Below are 19,826 nucleotides of genomic sequence, written 5' to 3'. Positions count from 1 at the left end.
TCGTATCATCCCAGATCGGCCATTAGCACTTTTGAACGACGCTGATAGTTGTACATCTCTTTCTTCGTTTCCGGCAGGGAATCGATATCCACCGGCGTGAATCCGCGCTCCTGGAACCAGTGAATGCTGCGCGTCGTCAGGACGAACAGCTTGCTTAGCCCCATCTGGCGCGCCTGTACTGCCACGCGCTCAAGCAGCATTTCGCCGCGTGAAGAGCTGCGGTAATCAGGATGCACCGCCACGCAGGCCATTTCACCGATCTTCTCTTCCGGGAACGGATAGAGCGCGGCGCAGGCAATGGTCAGGTTATCGCGCTGAATAATGGTGAATTTGTCGATCTCCATCTCCAGCTGTTCACGTGAGCGACGCACCAGAATGCCCTGCTGTTCCAGCGGGCGGATCAGCTCCAGAATGCCGCCGATGTCATTGATGGTGGCTCGGCGGATCTGCTCCGCACTCTCCATCACAATCTGCGTACCAATACCGTCACGGGAGAACAGCTCCTGGAGCAGGGCCCCGTCTTCCTGATAGCTGATCAGGTGGCTGCGGCGCACGCCGCTGCGGCAGGCCTTCACGGCGCCACGCAGGAAGCGGACGGTGCCGGAGTGGTAATCGCCTTCGGCTTCCAGCGCTTCCACGCGGGCCTGAGCTTCATTCGGGAAGAGTTCCGGTACGATTGTTCCTTCAGCGTCCACGACGCCCTGGGAGGAGCAGAACCCAATCATTTTTTCCGCCTTCAGCTTGATCGCCAGCTGCGTGGCGATCTCTTCGGACGTCAGGTTAAAGCTTTCGCCGGTCACGGAAACAGCGACCGGGCCCATCAGCACGATGGCACCGCTGTCCAGCTGGCGGTGAATAGCTTCTTCATCAATACGACGAATGCGGCCGCTGTGGCAGTAATCCACGCCATCGTCCACGCCGAGCGGCTGGGCAATGATAAAGTTGCCGCTCACGACGTTGATATGCGCCCCCTGCAGCGGCGTATTGTTCAGGCTCATGGAGAGACGCGCGGTAATATCCAGCTGCAGCAGACCCGCCGCCTGTTTCACCAGCTCCAGGGTTTTGGCATCGGTGACGCGGGTGTGTTTATGGTAAATCGGCTCGTGGTGGTGAGCGGCCAGGTTGGCGTCGATCTGCGGACGCGCGCCATACACCACCACCAGGCGGATCCCCAGGCTGTGCAGCAGACCAATGTCATTGACGATGCTGGAAAAATTTTCATGCTCAATGGCTTCGCCACCAAGCATGATGACAAACGTTTTTCCCCGATGGGCGTTGATATAGGGAACAGAATGGCGGAATCCCTGGACCAGTTCGGTTCTACGTTCCTTCACCATGGCACAACCCTTAATGAATGTTTATTCGTAATTTCTGTATTTTTATTCGATTGTGGCCATGTGTGCAAGTGCAAATTTTCCGCGACCCACAGAAATTGGTAAGTAATCCGTGCGTTAGCGTATGATTGTTTACCCTTTTATAGATGACAGTTTATGCGTCATTCGTTAAAGTTTTCGGTCAATTTGGACTTTTTGTATATCAGTCAGTGTTCTTGCTCGGGAGAAGCATGTCGGGATCCAATTCAGCAATAAGCCGCCGCCGTTTGTTAAAAGGGGCCGGGGCAATGTGGTTGCTTAGCGTCAGTCAGGTCGGTCTTGCCGCCACGAGTCAGGTGGTGGCGGTGCGCGTCTGGCCGTCGTCGACCTATACGCGCGTGACGGTCGAATCCAACCGCGTGCTGACATATAAGCAATTTGCCCTCAGTAACCCGGAACGCGTGGTGGTGGATCTCGAAGGCGTTAACCTCAACTCCGTGCTGAAAGGGATGGCGGCGCAGATCCGCGGTGACGATCCGTTTATTAAATCGGCTCGCGTCGGGCAGTTTGATCCACAAACCGTGCGCATGGTGTTTGAGCTTAAACAGAACGTTAAGCCGCAGCTGTTCGCCCTGGCGCCCGTCGCGACGTTTAAAGAGCGCCTGGTGATGGATCTCTACCCGGCCAACGCAACGGATATCCAGGATCCGCTTCTCGCTCTGCTGGAGGACTACAACAAGGGCGATCTTCAGCGTCAGGTGCCGCCTGCGCAAAGTGGCCCGCAGCCCGGGAAAGCAGGGCGCGATCGTCCGATTGTGATCATGCTCGATCCCGGACACGGCGGTGAAGACTCCGGCGCGGTGGGGAAATACCGCACGCGTGAAAAAGACGTTGTGCTGCAAATTGCCCGCCGCCTGAAGGCGTTGATTGATAAAGAAGGTAATATGCGCGCCTATATGACGCGCAATGAAGATATCTTTATTCCGCTGAAGGTCCGGGTTGCGAAAGCGCAGAAGCAGCGCGCCGATTTGTTCGTGTCAATCCATGCGGATGCGTTTACCAGCCGCCAGCCAAGCGGCTCGTCGGTGTTTGCGCTCTCGACCAAAGGCGCGACCAGTACCGCAGCAAGATTCCTGGCGGACTCCCAGAACGCCTCTGACCTGATTGGTGGCGTGAGCAAAAGCGGTGACCGCTACGTCGACCACACCATGTTCGATATGGTGCAGTCGCTGACCATTAACGACAGCCTGAAGTTTGGTAAAGCGGTGCTGGGCAAGCTGGGGAATATCAATAAGCTGCATAAAAACAGCGTTGAACAGGCCGGGTTTGCGGTACTCAAAGCACCGGATATCCCGTCAATTCTGGTCGAAACCGCGTTTATCAGTAACGTCGAAGAGGAGCGTAAGCTCAAGACGGCAAAATTCCAGCAGGAGGTTGCGGAGTCGATTCTGGCGGGGATACGGGCGTATTTCTCTGACGGGGCGACGCTGGCGCGACGCGGATAACGCTTTCAGCCGGGTAAACGCCCGGCAAATTCACAAACGACAGATACAAAAAAACACCCTTGAGGGTGTTTATTGTTTTAGAAGTGTTGGTTGCGGGGGCCGGATTTGAACCGACGACCTTCGGGTTATGAGCCCGACGAGCTACCAGGCTGCTCCACCCCGCGTCCGTCTTTCTACTCGTGTAGAAACTTACTTCTTCAAATTTGATTGGTTGCGGGGGCCGGATTTGAACCGACGACCTTCGGGTTATGAGCCCGACGAGCTACCAGGCTGCTCCACCCCGCGTCCGTCTTTCTACAGTCGTAGAAGATACTTCATCAAATTTTAATTGGTTGCGGGGGCCGGATTTGAACCGACGACCTTCGGGTTATGAGCCCGACGAGCTACCAGGCTGCTCCACCCCGCGTCCGTGGATGCGCACTATACTCGGATAGGTTTGTGATGCAACCCCTTTTTCACATAAATCATGATTTTGTATGCAAATTGAACGACATGGCTCTGTTTGGACTATTTTTTGCGCAAAATTTGCCAAAGGGCATGCGATCGCATTTCATTAGCCCTGGCGGTTTGTTATCTTCATCACGCGGAAATGGGCAACTTAAAGACGAGATATAATGAAAGGACGTTGGGCGAAGTATCTGATGGCGGGCGCAATGGTAGCGATTCTTGCGGCCTGTTCTTCCAAACCGACCGATCGCGGTCAACAGTATAAAGACGGGAAGTTATCCCAGCCTTTCTCTTTAGTTAATCAGCCTGATGCCGTCGGCGCACCGATTAATGCCGGTGATTTCTCCGAGCAGGTCTACCAGATCCGCAACGCGTCGCCGCGTCTGTATGGAACCCAGAGTAGCGTGTATAACGCGGTCCAGGACTGGCTGAAAGCAGGCGGCGATACGCGCAACATGCGCCAGTTTGGTATCGATGCCTGGCAGATGGAAGGGGCCGATAACTACGGCAACGTCCAGTTTACCGGCTACTACACCCCGGTTATCCAGGCACGACACTCGCGTCAGGGGGAGTTCCAGTATCCTATCTACCGTATGCCGCCAAAACGCGGTCGTCTGCCGTCTCGCGCTGAGATCTACGCCGGTGCGCTGAGCGAAAACTACGTTCTGGCCTACAGCAACTCCCTGATGGATAACTTCATCATGGACGTTCAGGGCAGCGGCTACATTGATTTTGGCGACGGTTCGCCGCTTAACTTCTTCAGCTATTCCGGGAAAAACGGCCACGCCTATCGCAGTATCGGTAAGGTGCTGATCGACCGCGGCGAAGTGAAGAAAGAAGATATGTCGATGCAGGCGATCCGCGAGTGGGGCGAGAAACACAGCGAAGCCGAGGTGCGCGAGCTGCTGGAGCAGAACCCGTCGTTCGTCTTCTTCAAACCGCAAAACTTCGCGCCGGTGAAAGGGGCCAGCGCGGTTCCGCTGATTGGCCGCGCGTCGGTAGCATCGGATCGTTCGATTATTCCTGCAGGCACCACGCTGCTGGCTGAAGTCCCTCTGCTGGACAATAACGGCAAGTTCAACGGTCAGTATGAGCTGCGTCTGATGGTGGCGCTGGACGTCGGCGGGGCAATTAAAGGCCAGCACTTCGACATCTATCAGGGTATTGGCCCTGACGCAGGCCATCGCGCGGGCTGGTATAACCACTACGGACGCGTGTGGGTACTGAAGGCGGCGCCGGGAGCTGGAAACGTATTCAGCGGCTGATTGTGGTATTCTGAGCGCAATACGGATTACTGTTCAGGGTGAGGAAAACCTCACCCTTTTTACATCTGAGGTTTTATGTCTGTGGTAATCAGCGACGCCTGGCGCCAGCGTTTTGGCGGGACGGCACGTTTATATGGTGAAAAAGCCCTGCAGCTGTTTGCGGATGCGCACGTCTGCGTCGTGGGCATTGGTGGTGTGGGGTCGTGGGCGGCAGAAGCGCTGGCGAGAACCGGTATTGGCGCAATCACGCTGATTGACATGGATGACGTTTGCGTCACCAACACTAACCGTCAAATCCATGCCCTGCGTGATAGCGTCGGCCTGGCAAAATCCGAGGTGATGGCGGAGCGTATTCGTCTCATCAATCCGGAGTGCCGCGTGACGGTGATCGACGACTTTGTGACGGCAGATAACGTCGCGGAGTACATGAGCAAAGGCTACAGCTATGTGATTGACGCCATCGACAGCGTGCGGCCAAAAGCGGCGTTGATCGCATACTGCCGTCGCTACAAGGTGCCGCTGGTCACGACGGGCGGTGCGGGCGGGCAAATCGATCCGACGCAGATCCAGGTGGCCGATCTGGCGAAAACGATCCAGGATCCGCTGGCGGCCAAGCTGCGTGAGCGCCTGAAGAGCGATTTTAACGTGGTGAAGAACAGCAAAGGCAAGCTCGGCGTCGACTGCGTGTTCTCTACCGAAGCGCTGGTATACCCGCAGGCGGATGGCTCAGTCTGCGCGATGAAAAGCACGGCGGAAGGGCCAAAACGAATGGACTGCGCCTCAGGTTTTGGTGCGGCCACCATGGTGACTGCCTCCTTCGGCTTTGTGGCGGTGTCTCACGCCCTCAAGAAAATGATGGCGAAGGCGGAACGTCAGGCCTGAGCCTGACGTGCGGCATCCAGTACCGCGTCGCTGAGCGCGATCAACCCCTGACCGCGTGAGGCGCTGAGCTGCGCGCGCAGCCCAAGCTCATCAAATAACGCCAGCGGCGAATGTGCCAGCAATTCCGCCGCGCTTTTCCCTTCCACAGCGGTCAGCAATACGGCCAGCAGGCCCCGGACGATGCGGCCTTCGCTGTCGCCGAAGAAGTGCAGCTTCTCGCCGGAGACGCTCACGCCCAGCCAGACGCGGTTTTCACAGCCTGCGATCTCTTTCGCCTGCGCTTTAAGATCGTCTGAAAGGGCAGGGAGCTGTTTACCCAGCAGGATCAGCTGTCGATATTTATCTTCCCACTGCTGGAGCGGGGCGAAGGTCTGTTTTAAGGTCTCTTCTGTGATGACGGTGCCAAACGGATGTCCGGCTAAAGCAGCGCTAGTCATTAATCCACCAGTATTTCAAGGGCGCGGTCAACGGCGGCAACCAGCGCGTCGACATCGCTTTGGGTATTATACGGCGCAAACGAGGCGCGCAGCGTACCGTTAACGCCAAGCGCCGCCAGCAGCGGCTGGGCGCAGTGCTGTCCGGCCCGCAGGGCAATGCCGTACCCGGCCAGCAGCGTCACCATGTCGCTATGGTGAACGCCCGCAAAATCAAAGGCCAGCAGGCTTGAATCCTGAACGCGGAACGAGCGGAAGCCCGGGCGCTTTTTGAGCTCTTCTTCTGCCAGCGTCGCCAGCCCCCGGCTCCAGCTTTCAGCCTGAACAATGTCGGTTTCAGCCAGCCACTCCAGCGCCGCGCTTAAGCCAATCACCCCCGCCACGTTCGGCGTACCGGCCTCCAGGCGATAGGGAACATCCTGAGTTTTGAAGCCATCGAACGACACTTCGGTGATCATTTTGCCGCCACCCAGCCACGGCGTCATTTTTGCCAGCAGTTCTGGCTTGCCGTACAGCGCCCCAATACCGGTTGGCCCGTAGAGCTTATGCCCTGAGAAGGCATAGAAATCGATATCAAGCGCCTGCACATCAGCGGGGAAGTGCACCACGCCCTGAGCGCCGTCGACCATCACCACCATCCCGCTGGCATGGGCAATGCGAATAGCCTGAGCCAGGTCCGGGCAACCTCCCGTGACGTTCGACATCTGTCCGAGCGCCAGAATGCGGCTGCGAGGGGTAATCAGTTCGGGGAGACGGGCCACGTCGGGCAGAAGGTCTGCACCCAGTGGAAGCTTCACCACGCGTGCACCCGTTTGCTCGGCCACCATCAGCCATGGCACCAGGTTGGCGTGATGTTCCGCTTCGCTGACGACGATCTCATCGCCCGGCTGAAGCAGCGGGCGCGCGTAGCACTGGGCCACCATATTGATGGCTTCGGTGGTGCCGCGCGTCCAGACGATGTTTTTCCCGCTTTCGGCATTGATCAGGCGCGCGACCTGATCGCGTGCGGCTTCGTAGCGCGCGGTTAATCGCTGCGCTTCGGCAAACTGGCTGCGATGCACGTTCCCGGCGCTCAGGCTGTAGAACTGCTGCGTGGCCTCAATCACCGCCTGTGGCTTAAGGGCGGTGGCGGCGCTATCCAGGTAAATACCGGCATCGGCCAGGGCCGGAAACTGTGCGCGGAACTGCGCAGGACTGAAAGCGTTCATGGGATTCCTCATTTCAATATAGCGATCGTCGCGCAATTTCAGCGGCAGGGCAAGGAGGTTGATATCTATCAGAATTGTCTGCTTATCCTTACGACCTCAAAAAAGCAGGTTATGCTAAATAGTGTTAGGCGGATGTTTTAGCCTGTTATAAATCGAGGTTTGAATAGCATTAATTGCTAAAGGAGAATAATCATGAATAAGACAGCTGCAATCATTTCTGCCTGTGCGTTTACTTTTGCCCTGAGCGCGTGTTCTGGTAACAACTACGTGATGCACACCAACGATGGTCGTTCTATCGTTTCGGAAGGGAAACCGACTACCGATAATGATACCGGGATGATTTCGTACAAAGATGCTAACGGGAACAAGCAGCAGATCAACCGCACGGACGTGAAAGAGATGAAAGAGATCGAGCATTAACAGATCGCAGGCGAAAAAAAAGCACCGCAAATTGGCGGTGCTACATTAATCACTATGGACAGACAGGGTAAATGTACAGGAAGTGAAAAATTGGTAGCGTTGCTACCGTGGTCTGAATCGCAGACCAATTGCAAACACAACAACACAACATCACAACCGTAAGCCAAAAGCCCTTCAGAACACGCATTCCGAAAAAAGCTCTTCGTTCCGGCTCAGGAAGTGCCGCCACTATAGGTATTTGCTGGTAGTTCCTCAACGGACAAATTATAATGGCTCAGATAAAAAAAACTAATAGGTTAAACGTTGTTTCCTGTTTGTTAAAATCCGTTAACATCTAAGCCAGATAACCATGTCAAAGCGATTGCCACCCCTTAATGCATTACGTGTTTTTGATGCAGCAGCACGTCACTTGAGCTTCACCCGCGCAGCAGATGAGCTTTTTGTGACACAGGCCGCAGTAAGTCACCAAATCAAGTCTCTGGAGGATTTTCTGGGCCTTAAGCTGTTTCGTCGACGCAACCGTTCGTTGCTGTTGACCGAAGAGGGGCAGAGCTATTTTCAGGATATTAAAGAGATTTTTTCCCAGCTTACGGAAGCCACTCGTAAGCTGCAGGCTCGGAGTGCAAAAGGTGCTCTGACCGTCAGTTTATTGCCCAGTTTTGCCATTCATTGGCTGGTGCCAAGGCTCTCAAGCTTTAACTCAGCTTATCCGGGGATCGACGTTCGAATCCAGGCGGTAGATCGTCAGGAGGACAAGCTGGCCGATGATGTAGATGTCGCCATTTTTTATGGTCGCGGTAACTGGCCGGGCTTGCGCGTTGAAAAATTATACGCAGAATATCTCCTGCCGGTCTGTTCTCCTCTGCTGTTAACGGGTGAGAAGGCGCTGAAGTCACCCGCCGATCTGGCTCAGCATACGCTTTTGCATGATGCCTCTCGCCGCGACTGGCAAACTTATACCCGTCAATTAGGTCTTACACATATTAACGTGCAGCAGGGACCCATTTTTAGCCACAGTGCGATGGTGTTACAGGCTGCCATTCACGGGCAGGGCGTGGCGTTGGCGAACAACGTCATGGCGCAGTCCGAAATTGAGGCAGGCCGCCTGGTTTGCCCTTTTAATGATGTACTGGTCAGCAAGAATGCGTTTTATCTGGTTTGTCATGACAGTCAGGCAGAACTGGGTAAAATAGCCGCCTTCCGGCAGTGGATACTGGCGAAAGCGGCAACCGAGCAAGAAAAATTCCGCTTCAGGTATGAGCAATAACGTTTGTGTGCCGGGCACGCATCAACTCAGGACTTAAACATGACCAGCCGATTCATGCTGATTTTTGCCGCGGTGAGTGGCTTTATTTTTGTTGCACTGGGCGCCTTTGGCGCACATGTATTAAGCAAGTCTTTGGGCGCAGTAGAGATGGGCTGGATCCAGACCGGCCTTGAATATCAGGCGTTCCACACGCTGGCTATTTTTGGGCTGGCGGTGGCGATGCAGCGTCGTATCAGTATCTGGTTTTACTGGAGCAGCGTGTTTATGGCGCTGGGTACCGTGTTGTTTAGCGGTAGCCTGTACTGCCTTGCGCTCTCACATCTGCGCCTGTGGGCGTTCGTTACACCTGTCGGCGGCTTCAGCTTCCTGGCGGGTTGGGTATTAATGTTTATCGGAGCTATCCGTCTGAAACGCAAGGGCGTTGTTCATGAATAAGGTTGTTTTATATTGTCGCCCGGGGTTTGAGAAAGAGTGCGCCGCGGAAATTACCGATAAAGCGGCGAAGCGCGAAGTCTTCGGCTTTGCCCGCGTAAAAGAAAACGCGGGCTATGTGGTTTTCGAGTGCTATCAGCCTGAAGACGCGGACAAGCTGGCGCGCGAGCTGCCGTTCAGCTCGCTGATCTTCGCTCGCCAGATGTTTGTCGCGGGTGAGCTGCTGAAGGATCTTCCGCCGGAAGACCGCATCACGCCTATTGTCGGCATGCTGCAGGGCGTGGTGGAGAAGGGCGGCGATCTGCGCGTTGAAGTGGCGGATACCAACGAAAGTAAAGAGCTGATGAAGTTCTGCCGTAAGTTCACCGTGCCGCTGCGTGCGGCGCTGCGTGATGCGGGCGTGCTGACGAACTACGAAACGCCGAAGCGTCCGGTGGTGCATATCTTCTTTATCGCACCGGGCTGCTGCTATACAGGCTATTCGTACACCACCAACAACTCTCCCTTCTTTATGGGTATTCCGCGTTTGCGCTTCCCGTCCGATGCGCCAAGCCGTTCCACGCTCAAGCTGGAAGAGGCGTTCCACGTCTTTATCCCGGCGGATGAGTGGGATGAGCGTCTGGCAAACGGCATGTACGCCGTCGACCTTGGCGCGTGCCCGGGCGGCTGGACCTATCAGCTGGTGAAACGCAATATGTGGGTATCGTCCGTTGATAACGGCCCAATGGCGCAAAGCCTGATGGACACCGGACAGGTCACCTGGCTGCGTGAAGACGGATTCCGCTATCGCCCGAACCGTAACAACATCTCGTGGATGGTGTGCGATATGGTTGAGAAGCCGGCAAAAGTCGCCGCGCTGATGGCCTCCTGGCTGGTCAATGGCTGGTGTCGTGAGACCATTTTCAACCTCAAGCTGCCGATGAAAAAGCGCTATGAGGAAGTGTCGCAGAACCTGGCCTACATTCAGGAGCAGATGGATGAACACGGAATTAACGTGGAGATCCAGGCGCGTCAGCTGTATCACGACCGTGAAGAGGTGACGGTGCATATTCGTCGCTGGTGGGCTGCGGTCGGCGGACGTCGCGACGAACGATAGTCCGTGTTCTATTGCCCGGTGGCGCTACGCTTACCGGGCCTACAGAAAAGCGTTAACGCTCTAACCGCAACTGCTGTAAATTCCCGTCCAGCTGTAAATCCGTCTGTAGCGTTGCGATCTCCCGGCAGATAAACGCCATCTCTTTATGCGCCTCCAGCTTCTTGCGCCACTTTTCTGGCACTTCATCCAGACGGGCGTAAATCCCTTCCAGACTCTGAAAATCGGTCAGCAGCTGCGCGGCGCTCTTCGGCCCAATACCGGCGACACCCGGAACCTTAGAGCTGCTGATGCCTGCCAGCCCCCAGTAATCCGGCAGTTGTTCAGGCGAGACGCCGAACTCGCTGGCAATAAACGGCGCGTCCAGCCAGCGTTTTTGAAAATAGTCGCGAATGCGGATAGTCGGGGAGAGCAGCTGGCAGTAGCCTTTGTCAGTTGAAACGATAGTGGCCTGATGTCCGGCGCTTGCCACCTTTACGGCCAGGGTGGCCGCGAGATCGTCGGCTTCGTTTCCCTGTGCACCCCAGCAGGGAACGCCACGCTGTTCAAATGCAGCGCGCAGCATGGGCAACTCAGCGTGAAGATCGTCCGGCATCGGGGCGCGTCCGGCTTTGTAGTCGGGCAGACGCTGGTGTCGCCAGCCCGTGTTGCGGGCTTCGTCATCAAATACCGCGACCGCATGGGTGGGCTCACTGTGGCGGATAAGCTGTTCCAGCGCGTGCAAGCAGGTATCTTTACAAGGCGTCCCCTGTACCGCATGGATACGGCGAATCAGGTTAAGAGCATCGACGATAAGTAAATGAACGGCCACAGATAATCTCCCTTCTATCTCATGCGTAAAGGGTAACACTGTCAGCAGCGTGAAACTATGAATGGTGGGGAAAACAGGAAGAAGCCTCGCAAAACGAGGCTTCCTGAGGGGCTTAATCGCAGGTCACGATCTTCATCGCCAGGCCGCCGCGAGAGGTTTCGCGGTATTTGGCGTTCATATCTTTACCGGTTTCGTACATGGTTTCGATAACCTTATCGAGACAGACGCGCGGCTCGCTGGTGCGGCGCAGCGCCATACGTGCCGCGTTCACCGCCTTCACTGAGGCAATCGCGTTACGTTCGATGCACGGTACCTGTACCTGTCCGGCAACCGGGTCACAGGTCAGTCCCAGGTTATGTTCCATGCCGATTTCCGCAGCAATGCACACCTGTGTCGGGCTTGCACCCAGCAGTTCGGCCAGACCCGCCGCCGCCATGGAGCACGCCACGCCGACTTCACCCTGACAGCCCACTTCCGCACCGGAAATAGACGCGTTCATCTTATACAGCGAACCAATCGCACTGGCGACCAGCAGGTAGCGCGCCAGCGAGTTCGCGTTCACTTCACGGATAAACTTGTCGTAGTACGCCAGCACCGCCGGAACGATACCGCAGGCGCCGTTAGTCGGCGCGGTGACCACGCGGCCCCCTGCGGCGTTCTCTTCGTTTACCGCCAGGGCGAACATGTTGATCCAGTCTACAACGGCCATCGGGTCCGTCGTCGTTTTGTCGGTGCTCACCAGCATGCGGCGCAGCGCTGCAGCACGACGCGGTACGCGAAGCTTGCCCGGCAGAACGCCTTCGGTGGTGATCCCGCGCTCAATACCGCCGCGCATCACTTCCCAGACGTTAGTGAAGTGCTGTTCGAGCTCTTCTTTACTGTGAAGTGCCAGCTCGTTTTTCATCATCAGGCCGGAGAGGGAAAGGCCCGTCTCCTGACAGTGACGCTGAAGATCCGCCGCCGTTTTGTACGGATACGGCACTTCGACAGAAGAGGTATTGGTTTGACCAAAGTGGTCTTCGTCGACGATAAAGCCGCCGCCGATAGAGTAATACGTCTGGCTGTATACCGCTTTATCGCCGGCCAGCGCGGTAATGCGCATGCCGTTTTCGTGCAGCGACAGGTTGTCCGCATGGAAATTCATGCAGTGGTCAACCGGGAATTCAACCTCATGCTCACCGTTCGCCAGCAGCAGGCGACCGTGGGTGTTCACATCCTGGATGAAGCCAGGGATCGCATCAATATCAACGGTATCCGGCAGATTTCCCGCCAGGCCCATGATAATGGCGATATCGGTATGGTGGCCTTTCCCGGTCAGGGAAAGCGAGCCGTATACATCGACAACCACGCGGGTAACGTCATGCAAGATGCCGCGTGCAATCAAGTCATCCGTGAACTGTTTACCGGCTTTCATTGGTCCGACGGTGTGAGAGCTGGAAGGACCAATACCGATTTTGAAGATATCGAATACGCTAATCATGATGCGTCCATTGCTTTCAGTCAGAGAGGGAGGAGTGCGCCGTCCGAAGACGGCGCGGGTGATAATCAGAACATGGTGTACAGGGAGTAGAAGATCGCAGAGATTGCGATAAGACCCATGATAACCACAAAGACGTTGCTCACATGACCGCTATACTTGCGCATAGCTGGGACTTTCTGAATCGCGTACATCGGCATCAGGAACAGAATCATCGCAATGACCGGGCCGCCCAGGGTTTCAATCATGCCCAGGATGCTTGGGTTCAGCGTTGCTACCGCCCAGGTGGTGAGCAGCATGAACAGTGCAGTGATTTTGTTCAGCTTGTTGATTTCAATGCTCTTGCCTTTACCGCGCAGAGATTTAATCACCATACCGTTGAAGCCTTCACGCGCGCCGAGGTAGTGGCCCAGGAAGGATTTGGTGATGGCGATAATCGCGATGATAGGTGCCATCCACGCAATGACCGGTGCGTTAAAGTGGTTCGCCAGGTAAGACAGAATAGAGATGTTCTGCTCTTTCGCTGCCGCCAGATCCGCCGGGGAGAGGCTCAGTACGCAGCTGAAGACGAAGAACATAACGGTCAGTACCATCATGATGTGAGCGCGCGCCAGGATGCTGGAGCACTTCTTCTCTGCGCCATTACCGTACTCTTCACGTTTCGCCACGGCGAAAGAGGAGATGATTGGGGAGTGGTTGAAGGAGAACACCATCACCGGAATCGCCAGCCAGAGGGTCATCAGCAGGCCGTTACCGGTTGCCGATGCGCTGCTCAGGGACAGGGTTTCCAGCGCTGCGCCGTTCCACTGTGGGATCAGGTAGCAAGCCAGTACCATCAGAGCAATAACGAACGGGAAGACCAGTACGCTCATTGCTTTCACAATCATCTGCTCACCGAAGCGAACGATGGTCATCATGCCCACGATCAGGATCAGAGACAGAATCGCACGCGGAGGCGGTGTCATGTGCAGCTGGTGCATCATGAAGCTTTCAACGGTGTTGGTGATCGCCACGCTGTAGACCAGCAGAATAGGGTAAATCGCGAAGAAGTAGAGCAGGGTAATCAGTTTACCTGCGCCAACGCCGAAATGCTCTTCAACAACTTCAGTGATGTCTTCGCCCGGGTTTTTACCGGACAGCACGAAGCGGGTCAGACCGCGGTGTGCAAAGAAGGTCATCGGGAAAGCAATGATAGCCATGATGATCAGCGGGATCAGACCGCCGACGCCAGCGTTGATAGGAAGGAACAGTACACCAGCGCCGATTGCTGTGCCGTAAAGGCCAAGCATCCACATGGTATCCGTTTTGCGCCAACCACTTCGGGATTCAATCGAAGCAACGGTGCTGGTTTGAGTGGTTTCCATCTGTATCTCCTGGAGGAAGCGAATTGTCAGGTTTTTTAGTCAAATCCGATGAAAAAGTGCCTGACGGTAATATGAAATTCGTTCAGTGACGGTTTTTTAATAATTTTCGCCCGTAACTATTGGCGGGCGGAAAGATACATTCTAGTTATGAATCTATCAGTGATCCTGATCCCAAATGCAATAATCCACTTATGATGTGGGCATCTTTAGACCATTTATCTGTTAAAAAAACATCAAAGAGAATTTACGGGCGCGAAGGCTACCACCAACGACATGTGAGCTGAAAGGCTGGCCCGTGATATAGGTGTCTTTAGCTGTAAAGAAATGGGTTTTTAGTATTTTCTGGCAGGTAATTTGGATTAAGGCTGATAATTTACGGTTGAAAAAACCAGGTAATCGTTTGCGTTTGCGCATAGTTTGTAAAAGACATAAGTGATGCGTATGAATTACCTCGGTAATAAAAAAGCCGGGACGCGCAACAGGGCGACCCGGCTTTGATCAGATGCTTCTGAGCACTATGTGCAGATTTCGTAGCAAGGAATATAGGCTGAGCCCGGCAGCTTCATGCGGTGCTGAGCGACAAAGCCCTGCAGCATGTCGTCCATGCGGCGCATCATCTCCGGATCGCCGTGGATCTTGTATGGACCGTACTGTTCAATGGCGCGGATGCCCATCTCTTTCACGTTGCCCGCCACAATCCCGGAGAAGGCACGACGCAGATCGGCTGCCAGGACTTCCACCGGCTGGTCCGGATAGAGTTTCAGGTTCGCCATATTTTCGTGCGTTGGCTCGAACGGGATCTGAAGGTCCGGCGCGATACGGATTGACCAGTTAAAGCTGTACGCATCGCCGGTATCGCGACGGTTTTCTTTTACCAACGGCATCGCTTTTTTCATCTGGCGCGCCACTTCCGCGGCATCGTCAATGATGATGCGATAGTGACGACGCGCGGCTTCGCCCAGCGTGTGCACGATAAACTCGTCCAGCACGCGGAAGTAGTCGGCGCTCTCTTTTGGCCCGGTCAGGATCAGCGGCAGAACCTGATCTTTATTGGCCGGATTCATCAGAATACCCAGCAGATAGAGTAGCTCTTCCGCTGTCCCCACGCCGCCCGGGAAGATGATAATGCCGTGGGCGATACGGACAAACGCTTCAAGACGTTTCTCGATATCCGGCATGATAATCAGCTCGTTAACCAGCGGGTTAGGCGGCTCAGCGGCTATGATTGACGGCTCGGTCATGCCGATAAACCGCCCCTCTTTATAACGCTGCTGCGCGTGACCCACTGCGGCACCTTTCATTGGCGCTTCCATCGCACCCGGACCGCAGCCGGTACAGATATTCAGCTCGCGCAGGCCGAGCTGGGTGCCCACCCGACGCGCATAAAGGTATTCAGTTTCGTTAATGGAGTGGCCGCCCCAGCAGACGACCATGTTCGGCGCTTCGCCAACGTGCAGGGCACGGGCGTTACGCAAAATGGAGAACACCAGGTTGGTGATATGGACCGAGCTTTCCAGGTCGAGATGCTGGAAACGGCCCGCGTTGTGGATCTGCCCGTTAACAAACAGGATGTCACGCAGCACGGCAAACAGGTTAGCCTGAAGTGAACGAATGATGCGCCCGTCGACAAAGGCCTCTTCCGGCGGGTTGATGACTTCAAGCTTCACGCCACGCTCGCGGCGCAGCACGTTGATATCAAAGCTTTCGAAGCGGGACAGCAGTTCTTTACTGTTATCTGTCAGGCTTCCGGAGTTCAGTACGGCAAGTGAACAGTTACGAAACAGTTGATAAAGATCGCTGCTGGCCGTGCGCTTAAGCATGTCCACTTCCAGCTGCGACAACATATCCATTGAGCCAAGCGGGCTAATATGTGTAATCAAGTGAGCTCCTTACGGGACGATTATCGTCTTTCCCTGTTGATTACAATAGCCCTGGCGCGTGACGTTTCACAACCTAAAGCGCGGAAGATACCGCGCATATTGTGAAAATATTTATATTACTGACGCACCAGCCGTCCCGTTGCCGGCACAAAATCGGTGTTGGTGCGCCACGGGTTGATGTCCAGACCGCCACGGCGGGTGTAGCGCGCGTAAACGCTCAGTTTTTCTGGCTGGCAGAAACGCTGAATATCGCTAAAGATACGCTCCACGCACTGCTCGTGAAATTCGTTGTGATGGCGGAACGACACCAGGTAGCGCAGCAATTTTTCCCGGTCAATTTTCGGGCCGCGGTACTGGATCTGCACCGAGCCCCAGTCCGGCTGGTGGGTGATCAGGCAGTTGGATTTCAGCAGGTGGCTGACCAGCGTCTCTTCGACCACCTTTCCGCTCGCGGCGTTTTCGAGGTAATCGGCGCTGAATTCATAATTCTCCACCTCAATATCCTGATCGTCGATGCAGGTCCCGTTGAAGTGGGCGACTGGCTGCCCTTCCAGCTCGTGCAGGCGATACAGTGAAACGCTCACCTTTCCCTGCGCGCAGGCGCTTAAATCTCGTTCCAGGGTGTGCTGAACGTCGTCCCAGCTGTTGAATTTTGTCTGGTTAAAACTGTTGAGATAGAGCTTAAAGCTTTTGGATTCCACGAGATTAACGCTGGCGTAATCCAGCTCAACGTGGCTCACTGCCACCTGCGGCAGACCGCGCGCGTTAAGCCACGAGAGTTCGTACAGCGTCCAGATGTCACCGCCGACAAACGGCAAGGCATCCGCATGCAGGCCCAGAGGATCGCGGTTCAGGCTGCGCGGCACCCCCTGCAGCAGGCTTGCATCGTAGGTATCGCGGTAATCGGTCGATTTACCCAGCGTTAAGCCGGTTAACGCCTGATGATTTTCGTAAGACATGTTTCATAGCCACTTTACAGGTACACTTATGGCCTGAGTTTATCCTGTCTGACAAGAAGAGAGAAATCGGTGGACATCGAAACTGCAAATGCCCTCACTACCTTCACGGCCCGCTATTGCGACGCATGGCATGAAAAGGACCAGACTTGGCCGCAAAGTGCTGATTTGTATGGCGTACCCTCGCCGTGCATTATCTCTTCAGTCGACGATTACGTTATCTGGCAGCCAAAACCATTCGACGGCGAGCAAAATGTAAATGCGGTTGAACGGGCAATGGACATTGTGGTACAACCAGCGGTTCACGCGTTTTATACCACGCAGTTCGCAGGGGATATGCCCGCGCGCTTTGCTGATATCACGCTGACGCTGTTGCAGACCTGGTGCGAAGACGATCTGCAGCGTGTTCAGGAAAACCTGATTGGTCATCTGGTCACGCAAAAACGCCTTAAGCTTTCTCCGACGCTCTTTATTGCCACGCTGGACAGCGAACTGGACGTTATCTCCGTCTGTAACCTGTCAGGTGAAGTGGTTAAAGAGACTATCGGCACCCGCAATCGCGAGACTCTCGCCCCCTCTCTTGCGGATTTCCTCACCCGACTTGAGCCCCTTCTGTAATCCATGCTGCTACAGCGCGTGTGAGAGATCTCTTACAAGGTTTGTGAGAGATCGCTGGAACATTCAGTATTACCTCATTAAATTCAGATTAATAACACTCTATTTTTCAACAGATTAGTTGTTCATCCTATTATTTTTAGGGAGCCTGTGCGTCTTACAACTCTGGCTGAGTGGGTTGTAAGACGAAGCGGAATAGCGGATTCTATCCCCGTCGACAGGACGCCGACACGAGAAACGAACATCAGGATGATGGCGTTTCTCACGCAGGACTCGCCAGGATGGCGCTGCAGGAAGGCTTCAGGATGAAGCGAAGTGGATAGCGCAGGATGCGTAAGGGACACCTCCAGGAAGGAGAACGAGAGCCGGTCAGGATGGTCGGTGGGTCAGGAAGGCCAGGACGTTTCGGGATGAAACAAACACGTCAGGAAGATGTGTGCAGGATGCATTGGCTTACGGATGACCAGGCCTTCGGGCTTCAGGAAAAGTTGTCACGGATGAGCAGGGAGCACGAATTGTAGCTGGAATGCTGCGAAACGAACCGGGAGCACTGTTTTTACAGTGCTCCCTTTTTTTATTTCTGCCTTCCGCAATGCTATGCTGCGCGCCGTTCACTTTTTCAGTTGAGGTTACTATGACGCAACACGATAGCGTTCGTGCTCAGTTGCACGCCATCGAAGCCCTTTTGCGCCAACATCAGCTGTGGCAGGAGACCGCGCCGCAGCCAGAAGCGTTCGCGAGCACTCAGCCCTTCTGCCTGGATACGCTGGCCCCGTTTGAATGGCTGCAGTGGGTGTTAATTCCGCGCATGCACGCCCTGCTTGAGGGCGGTCACCCGCTTCCGCAGGCGTTTGCTGTCTCTCCCTACTATGAAATGGCGCTCGAGACGACGCACCCTGCGCGCAACGTGATGCTGGTCGAACTGGAAAAACTGGATGCCCTGTTTGCCGGTGAAGATGCATGACGCTTGAGATCCTCTATCAGGACGAGTGGCTGGTGGCGGTAAATAAACCGTCAGGCTGGCTGGTACACCGCAGCTGGCTCGATCGCGATGAGAAAGTGGTGGTGATGCAGACCGTTCGCGATCAGATTGGTCAGCATGTTTTTACCGCCCATCGTCTCGACAGGCCGACCTCCGGCGTGCTGCTGATGGGGCTTTCCAGCGAGGCGGGGCGTCTGCTGTCACAGCAGTTCGAACAGCATCAGATGCAAAAGCGCTATCACGCGATCGTGCGCGGCTGGCTGACGGAAGCCGCCACGCTGGACTATCCGCTGGTAGAGGAGCTGGACAAAATCGCCGATAAATTTGCCCGCGATGACAAAGGTCCGCAGCCCGCGGTGACGGATTATCGCGGCATGGCGACGACCGAAATGCCGGTTGCAACCAGCAAATTTCCGACCACACGCTACAGCCTGGTTGAGCTTCTGCCTAAAACCGGGCGTAAGCACCAGCTGCGACGTCATCTTGCGCACCTGCGCCACCCGATTATTGGCGACAGCAAGCACGGTGATTTGCGCCAGAACCGCAGTGCGGCCGAACACTTTGGCTGCCATCGTCTGATGCTGCACGCCAGCGAGCTGAGCCTGCCGCACCCGTTTACCGGCGAGCCGCTGACTATCCGTGCTGGGCTGGACGACGTCTGGATGCAGGCGCTGTCACAGTTTGGCTGGCTGGGACAACTCCCCGAAAATGAAAGGGTTGAGTTTGTATCGGGCAACGTTCAGGATGAACGGTAAACGCATTCATTATGGGAAAATATGATGGCTGAAGTAGGCATTTTTGTCGGGACAATGTACGGCAACTCGCTGCTGGTAGCGGAAGAGGCTGAGGCAATACTCGCCAGCCAGGGCCATAAAGCCACGGTCTATGAAGACCCGGAACTGGCAGACTGGGAAAAGTATAAAGATAAATACATTCTGGTGGTGACCTCCACCACCGGGCAGGGCGATCTGCCGGACAGCATCGTGCCGCTGTTCCAGGGCATTAAAGACCAGCTTGGCTATCAGCCGGACGTGCACTACGGCATCATTGCCCTGGGCGACAGCTCTTACGCCAACTTCTGCGGCGGCGGCAAGCAGTTCGATGCGCTCCTGCAGGAACAGAGCGCCCAGCGCGTCGGCGAGATGCTGCTGATTGATGCCGGGGAGCATCCTGAACCCGAAAGCGAATCGAACCCGTGGGTGGAGAACTGGGCCTCACTTCTCAAATAACACTCAGCCCGGCGGCGCTTCGCTTGCGCGGGCCTACGGGTTTTCCAGGCCGGGTCAGGCAGAGCCGCCGCCCGGCGCAACAAATCTCACCAAACGCCAATTCCGTGAACCACCTTCCATTCCCCTGGGCTTATGCCATAAACAACCTCTCATACACCCTTTAATACTGTGTTTCTGCACGGTGAGGTGATGAGGCACTCCTTCATATACTTTTCCGGTCACTATAAAACGGCGTTAGGCCGTACC

19 protein-coding genes and 3 tRNA genes are annotated in these 19,826 nt (G+C 55.4%); 11 read left to right on the top strand and 11 right to left on the bottom strand.

All coding sequences use genetic code 11. The features are described 5' to 3' along the window. Window positions 1-5 precede the first annotated feature (5 nt). Window positions 6-1,337: an amino-acid N-acetyltransferase gene (gene argA / locus ACMGGX_RS05545; RefSeq protein WP_032660243.1), complete on the bottom strand. Its 1,332-nt coding sequence runs from the start codon at window positions 1,335-1,337 to the stop codon at window positions 6-8. 227 nt (window positions 1,338-1,564) lie between these two features. Here argA and amiC point away from each other — a divergent pair, with 227 nt between their 5' ends. Beyond that, window positions 1,565-2,818, top strand: coding sequence for an N-acetylmuramoyl-L-alanine amidase AmiC (gene amiC, locus ACMGGX_RS05540; RefSeq protein WP_348561824.1), 1,254 nt, complete (start codon window positions 1,565-1,567; stop codon window positions 2,816-2,818). Between the two features lie 87 nt (window positions 2,819-2,905). Here amiC and ACMGGX_RS05535 read toward each other — a convergent pair. The 3 genes from ACMGGX_RS05535 to ACMGGX_RS05525 all read right to left on the bottom strand — a co-directional run bounded on the left by ACMGGX_RS05535 (window position 2,906) and on the right by ACMGGX_RS05525 (window position 3,224). Next, window positions 2,906-2,982, bottom strand: a tRNA-Met gene (locus tag ACMGGX_RS05535). A gap of 44 nt (window positions 2,983-3,026) precedes the next feature. Continuing rightward, window positions 3,027-3,103: transfer RNA gene (locus tag ACMGGX_RS05530), tRNA-Met, on the bottom strand. Window positions 3,104-3,147: 44 nt separating this feature from the next. After that, window positions 3,148-3,224 (bottom strand) — tRNA-Met (locus ACMGGX_RS05525). Between the two features lie 208 nt (window positions 3,225-3,432). Here ACMGGX_RS05525 and mltA point away from each other — a divergent pair. Then, window positions 3,433-4,530, top strand: a complete 1,098-nt coding sequence (mltA, locus tag ACMGGX_RS05520; RefSeq protein ID WP_023309035.1) for a murein transglycosylase A — start codon at window positions 3,433-3,435, stop codon at window positions 4,528-4,530. Window positions 4,531-4,605: 75 nt separating this feature from the next. Beyond that, on the top strand, window positions 4,606-5,412 hold the full coding sequence (gene tcdA, locus ACMGGX_RS05515) for a tRNA cyclic N6-threonylcarbamoyladenosine(37) synthase TcdA (RefSeq protein ID WP_008499651.1): 807 nt from the start codon (window positions 4,606-4,608) through the stop codon (window positions 5,410-5,412). Here the strand turns inward: tcdA and csdE are convergent. Then, window positions 5,403-5,849, bottom strand: a complete 447-nt coding sequence (gene csdE, locus ACMGGX_RS05510) for a cysteine desulfurase sulfur acceptor subunit CsdE (RefSeq protein ID WP_023333259.1) — start codon at window positions 5,847-5,849, stop codon at window positions 5,403-5,405. The genes tcdA and csdE overlap by 10 nt on opposite strands. Next, window positions 5,849-7,054 (bottom strand): cysteine desulfurase CsdA, encoded by a 1,206-nt coding sequence (gene csdA, locus ACMGGX_RS05505; RefSeq protein ID WP_047743884.1) that lies wholly within the window; start codon window positions 7,052-7,054, stop codon window positions 5,849-5,851. The genes csdE and csdA overlap by 1 nt, the downstream gene beginning before the upstream one ends. Window positions 7,055-7,246: 192 nt before the next feature. On the opposite strand from csdA, the gene ACMGGX_RS05500 reads away from it, so the two are divergent. From ACMGGX_RS05500 to rlmM, 4 genes are all read left to right on the top strand, one after another. Further along, window positions 7,247-7,474 carry a YgdI/YgdR family lipoprotein gene (locus ACMGGX_RS05500; RefSeq protein ID WP_008499648.1) on the top strand — a complete coding sequence of 76 codons (228 nt, stop codon included), beginning with the start codon at window positions 7,247-7,249 and terminating at the stop codon, window positions 7,472-7,474. Between the two features lie 349 nt (window positions 7,475-7,823). Further along, complete coding sequence (gene gcvA / locus ACMGGX_RS05495; protein WP_023309032.1) at window positions 7,824-8,741, top strand: glycine cleavage system transcriptional regulator GcvA; 918 nt, start codon at window positions 7,824-7,826, stop codon at window positions 8,739-8,741. A gap of 39 nt (window positions 8,742-8,780) precedes the next feature. Next, a complete protein-coding gene (locus ACMGGX_RS05490) occupies window positions 8,781-9,176 on the top strand; it encodes a DUF423 domain-containing protein (protein WP_023309031.1) in 396 nt (131 codons plus the stop codon). Further along, a complete protein-coding gene (rlmM, locus tag ACMGGX_RS05485; RefSeq protein WP_023309030.1) occupies window positions 9,169-10,269 on the top strand; it encodes a 23S rRNA (cytidine(2498)-2'-O)-methyltransferase RlmM in 1,101 nt (366 codons plus the stop codon). Before ACMGGX_RS05490 ends, rlmM begins: the two co-directional genes overlap by 8 nt. Window positions 10,270-10,321: 52 nt before the next feature. Here rlmM and xni read toward each other — a convergent pair whose 3' ends face one another. The 5 genes from xni to queF form a co-directional block, all read right to left on the bottom strand. Next, entirely contained in the window at window positions 10,322-11,077 is a 756-nt protein-coding gene (gene xni / locus ACMGGX_RS05480) for a flap endonuclease Xni (RefSeq protein WP_021241892.1), read from the bottom strand. A 112-nt stretch (window positions 11,078-11,189) separates the two neighbouring features. Then, window positions 11,190-12,557 (bottom strand): L-serine ammonia-lyase II, encoded by a 1,368-nt coding sequence (gene sdaB, locus ACMGGX_RS05475; RefSeq protein ID WP_045355758.1) that lies wholly within the window; start codon window positions 12,555-12,557, stop codon window positions 11,190-11,192. 65 nt (window positions 12,558-12,622) lie between these two features. Continuing rightward, on the bottom strand, window positions 12,623-13,918 hold the full coding sequence (locus ACMGGX_RS05470; RefSeq protein ID WP_024909280.1) for an HAAAP family serine/threonine permease: 1,296 nt from the start codon (window positions 13,916-13,918) through the stop codon (window positions 12,623-12,625). 515 nt (window positions 13,919-14,433) lie between these two features. Beyond that, window positions 14,434-15,798, bottom strand: a complete 1,365-nt coding sequence (gene ppnN, locus ACMGGX_RS05465) for a nucleotide 5'-monophosphate nucleosidase PpnN (RefSeq protein WP_023309027.1) — start codon at window positions 15,796-15,798, stop codon at window positions 14,434-14,436. A 116-nt stretch (window positions 15,799-15,914) separates the two neighbouring features. Beyond that, on the bottom strand, window positions 15,915-16,757 hold the full coding sequence (gene queF / locus ACMGGX_RS05460) for an NADPH-dependent 7-cyano-7-deazaguanine reductase QueF (RefSeq protein ID WP_420298144.1): 843 nt from the start codon (window positions 16,755-16,757) through the stop codon (window positions 15,915-15,917). A gap of 69 nt (window positions 16,758-16,826) precedes the next feature. Between queF and syd the strand changes: the two genes are divergently transcribed. From syd to ACMGGX_RS05440, 4 genes are all read left to right on the top strand, one after another. After that, window positions 16,827-17,372: a SecY-interacting protein gene (gene syd, locus ACMGGX_RS05455; RefSeq protein ID WP_181593778.1), complete on the top strand. Its 546-nt coding sequence runs from the start codon at window positions 16,827-16,829 to the stop codon at window positions 17,370-17,372. A 631-nt stretch (window positions 17,373-18,003) separates the two neighbouring features. Next, the gene (locus ACMGGX_RS05450; RefSeq protein WP_420298143.1) at window positions 18,004-18,333 is read left to right on the top strand and encodes a YqcC family protein; all 330 of its coding nucleotides are present in this window, start codon (window positions 18,004-18,006) and stop codon (window positions 18,331-18,333) included. After that, entirely contained in the window at window positions 18,330-19,106 is a 777-nt protein-coding gene (gene truC / locus ACMGGX_RS05445; protein WP_348561830.1) for a tRNA pseudouridine(65) synthase TruC, read from the top strand. The genes ACMGGX_RS05450 and truC overlap by 4 nt, the downstream gene beginning before the upstream one ends. A 24-nt stretch (window positions 19,107-19,130) precedes the next feature. Continuing rightward, a complete protein-coding gene (locus ACMGGX_RS05440) occupies window positions 19,131-19,580 on the top strand; it encodes a flavodoxin (RefSeq protein WP_023294459.1) in 450 nt (149 codons plus the stop codon). Window positions 19,581-19,826 lie beyond the last annotated feature (246 nt).

This window comes from Enterobacter sp. BNK-29 (genome assembly GCF_048684785.1).
Lineage (GTDB): Bacteria > Pseudomonadota > Gammaproteobacteria > Enterobacterales > Enterobacteriaceae > Enterobacter > Enterobacter cloacae_M.
Note: the sequence above shows the minus strand (reverse complement) of the source record. Positions and strands in the feature narration are given on the sequence as shown.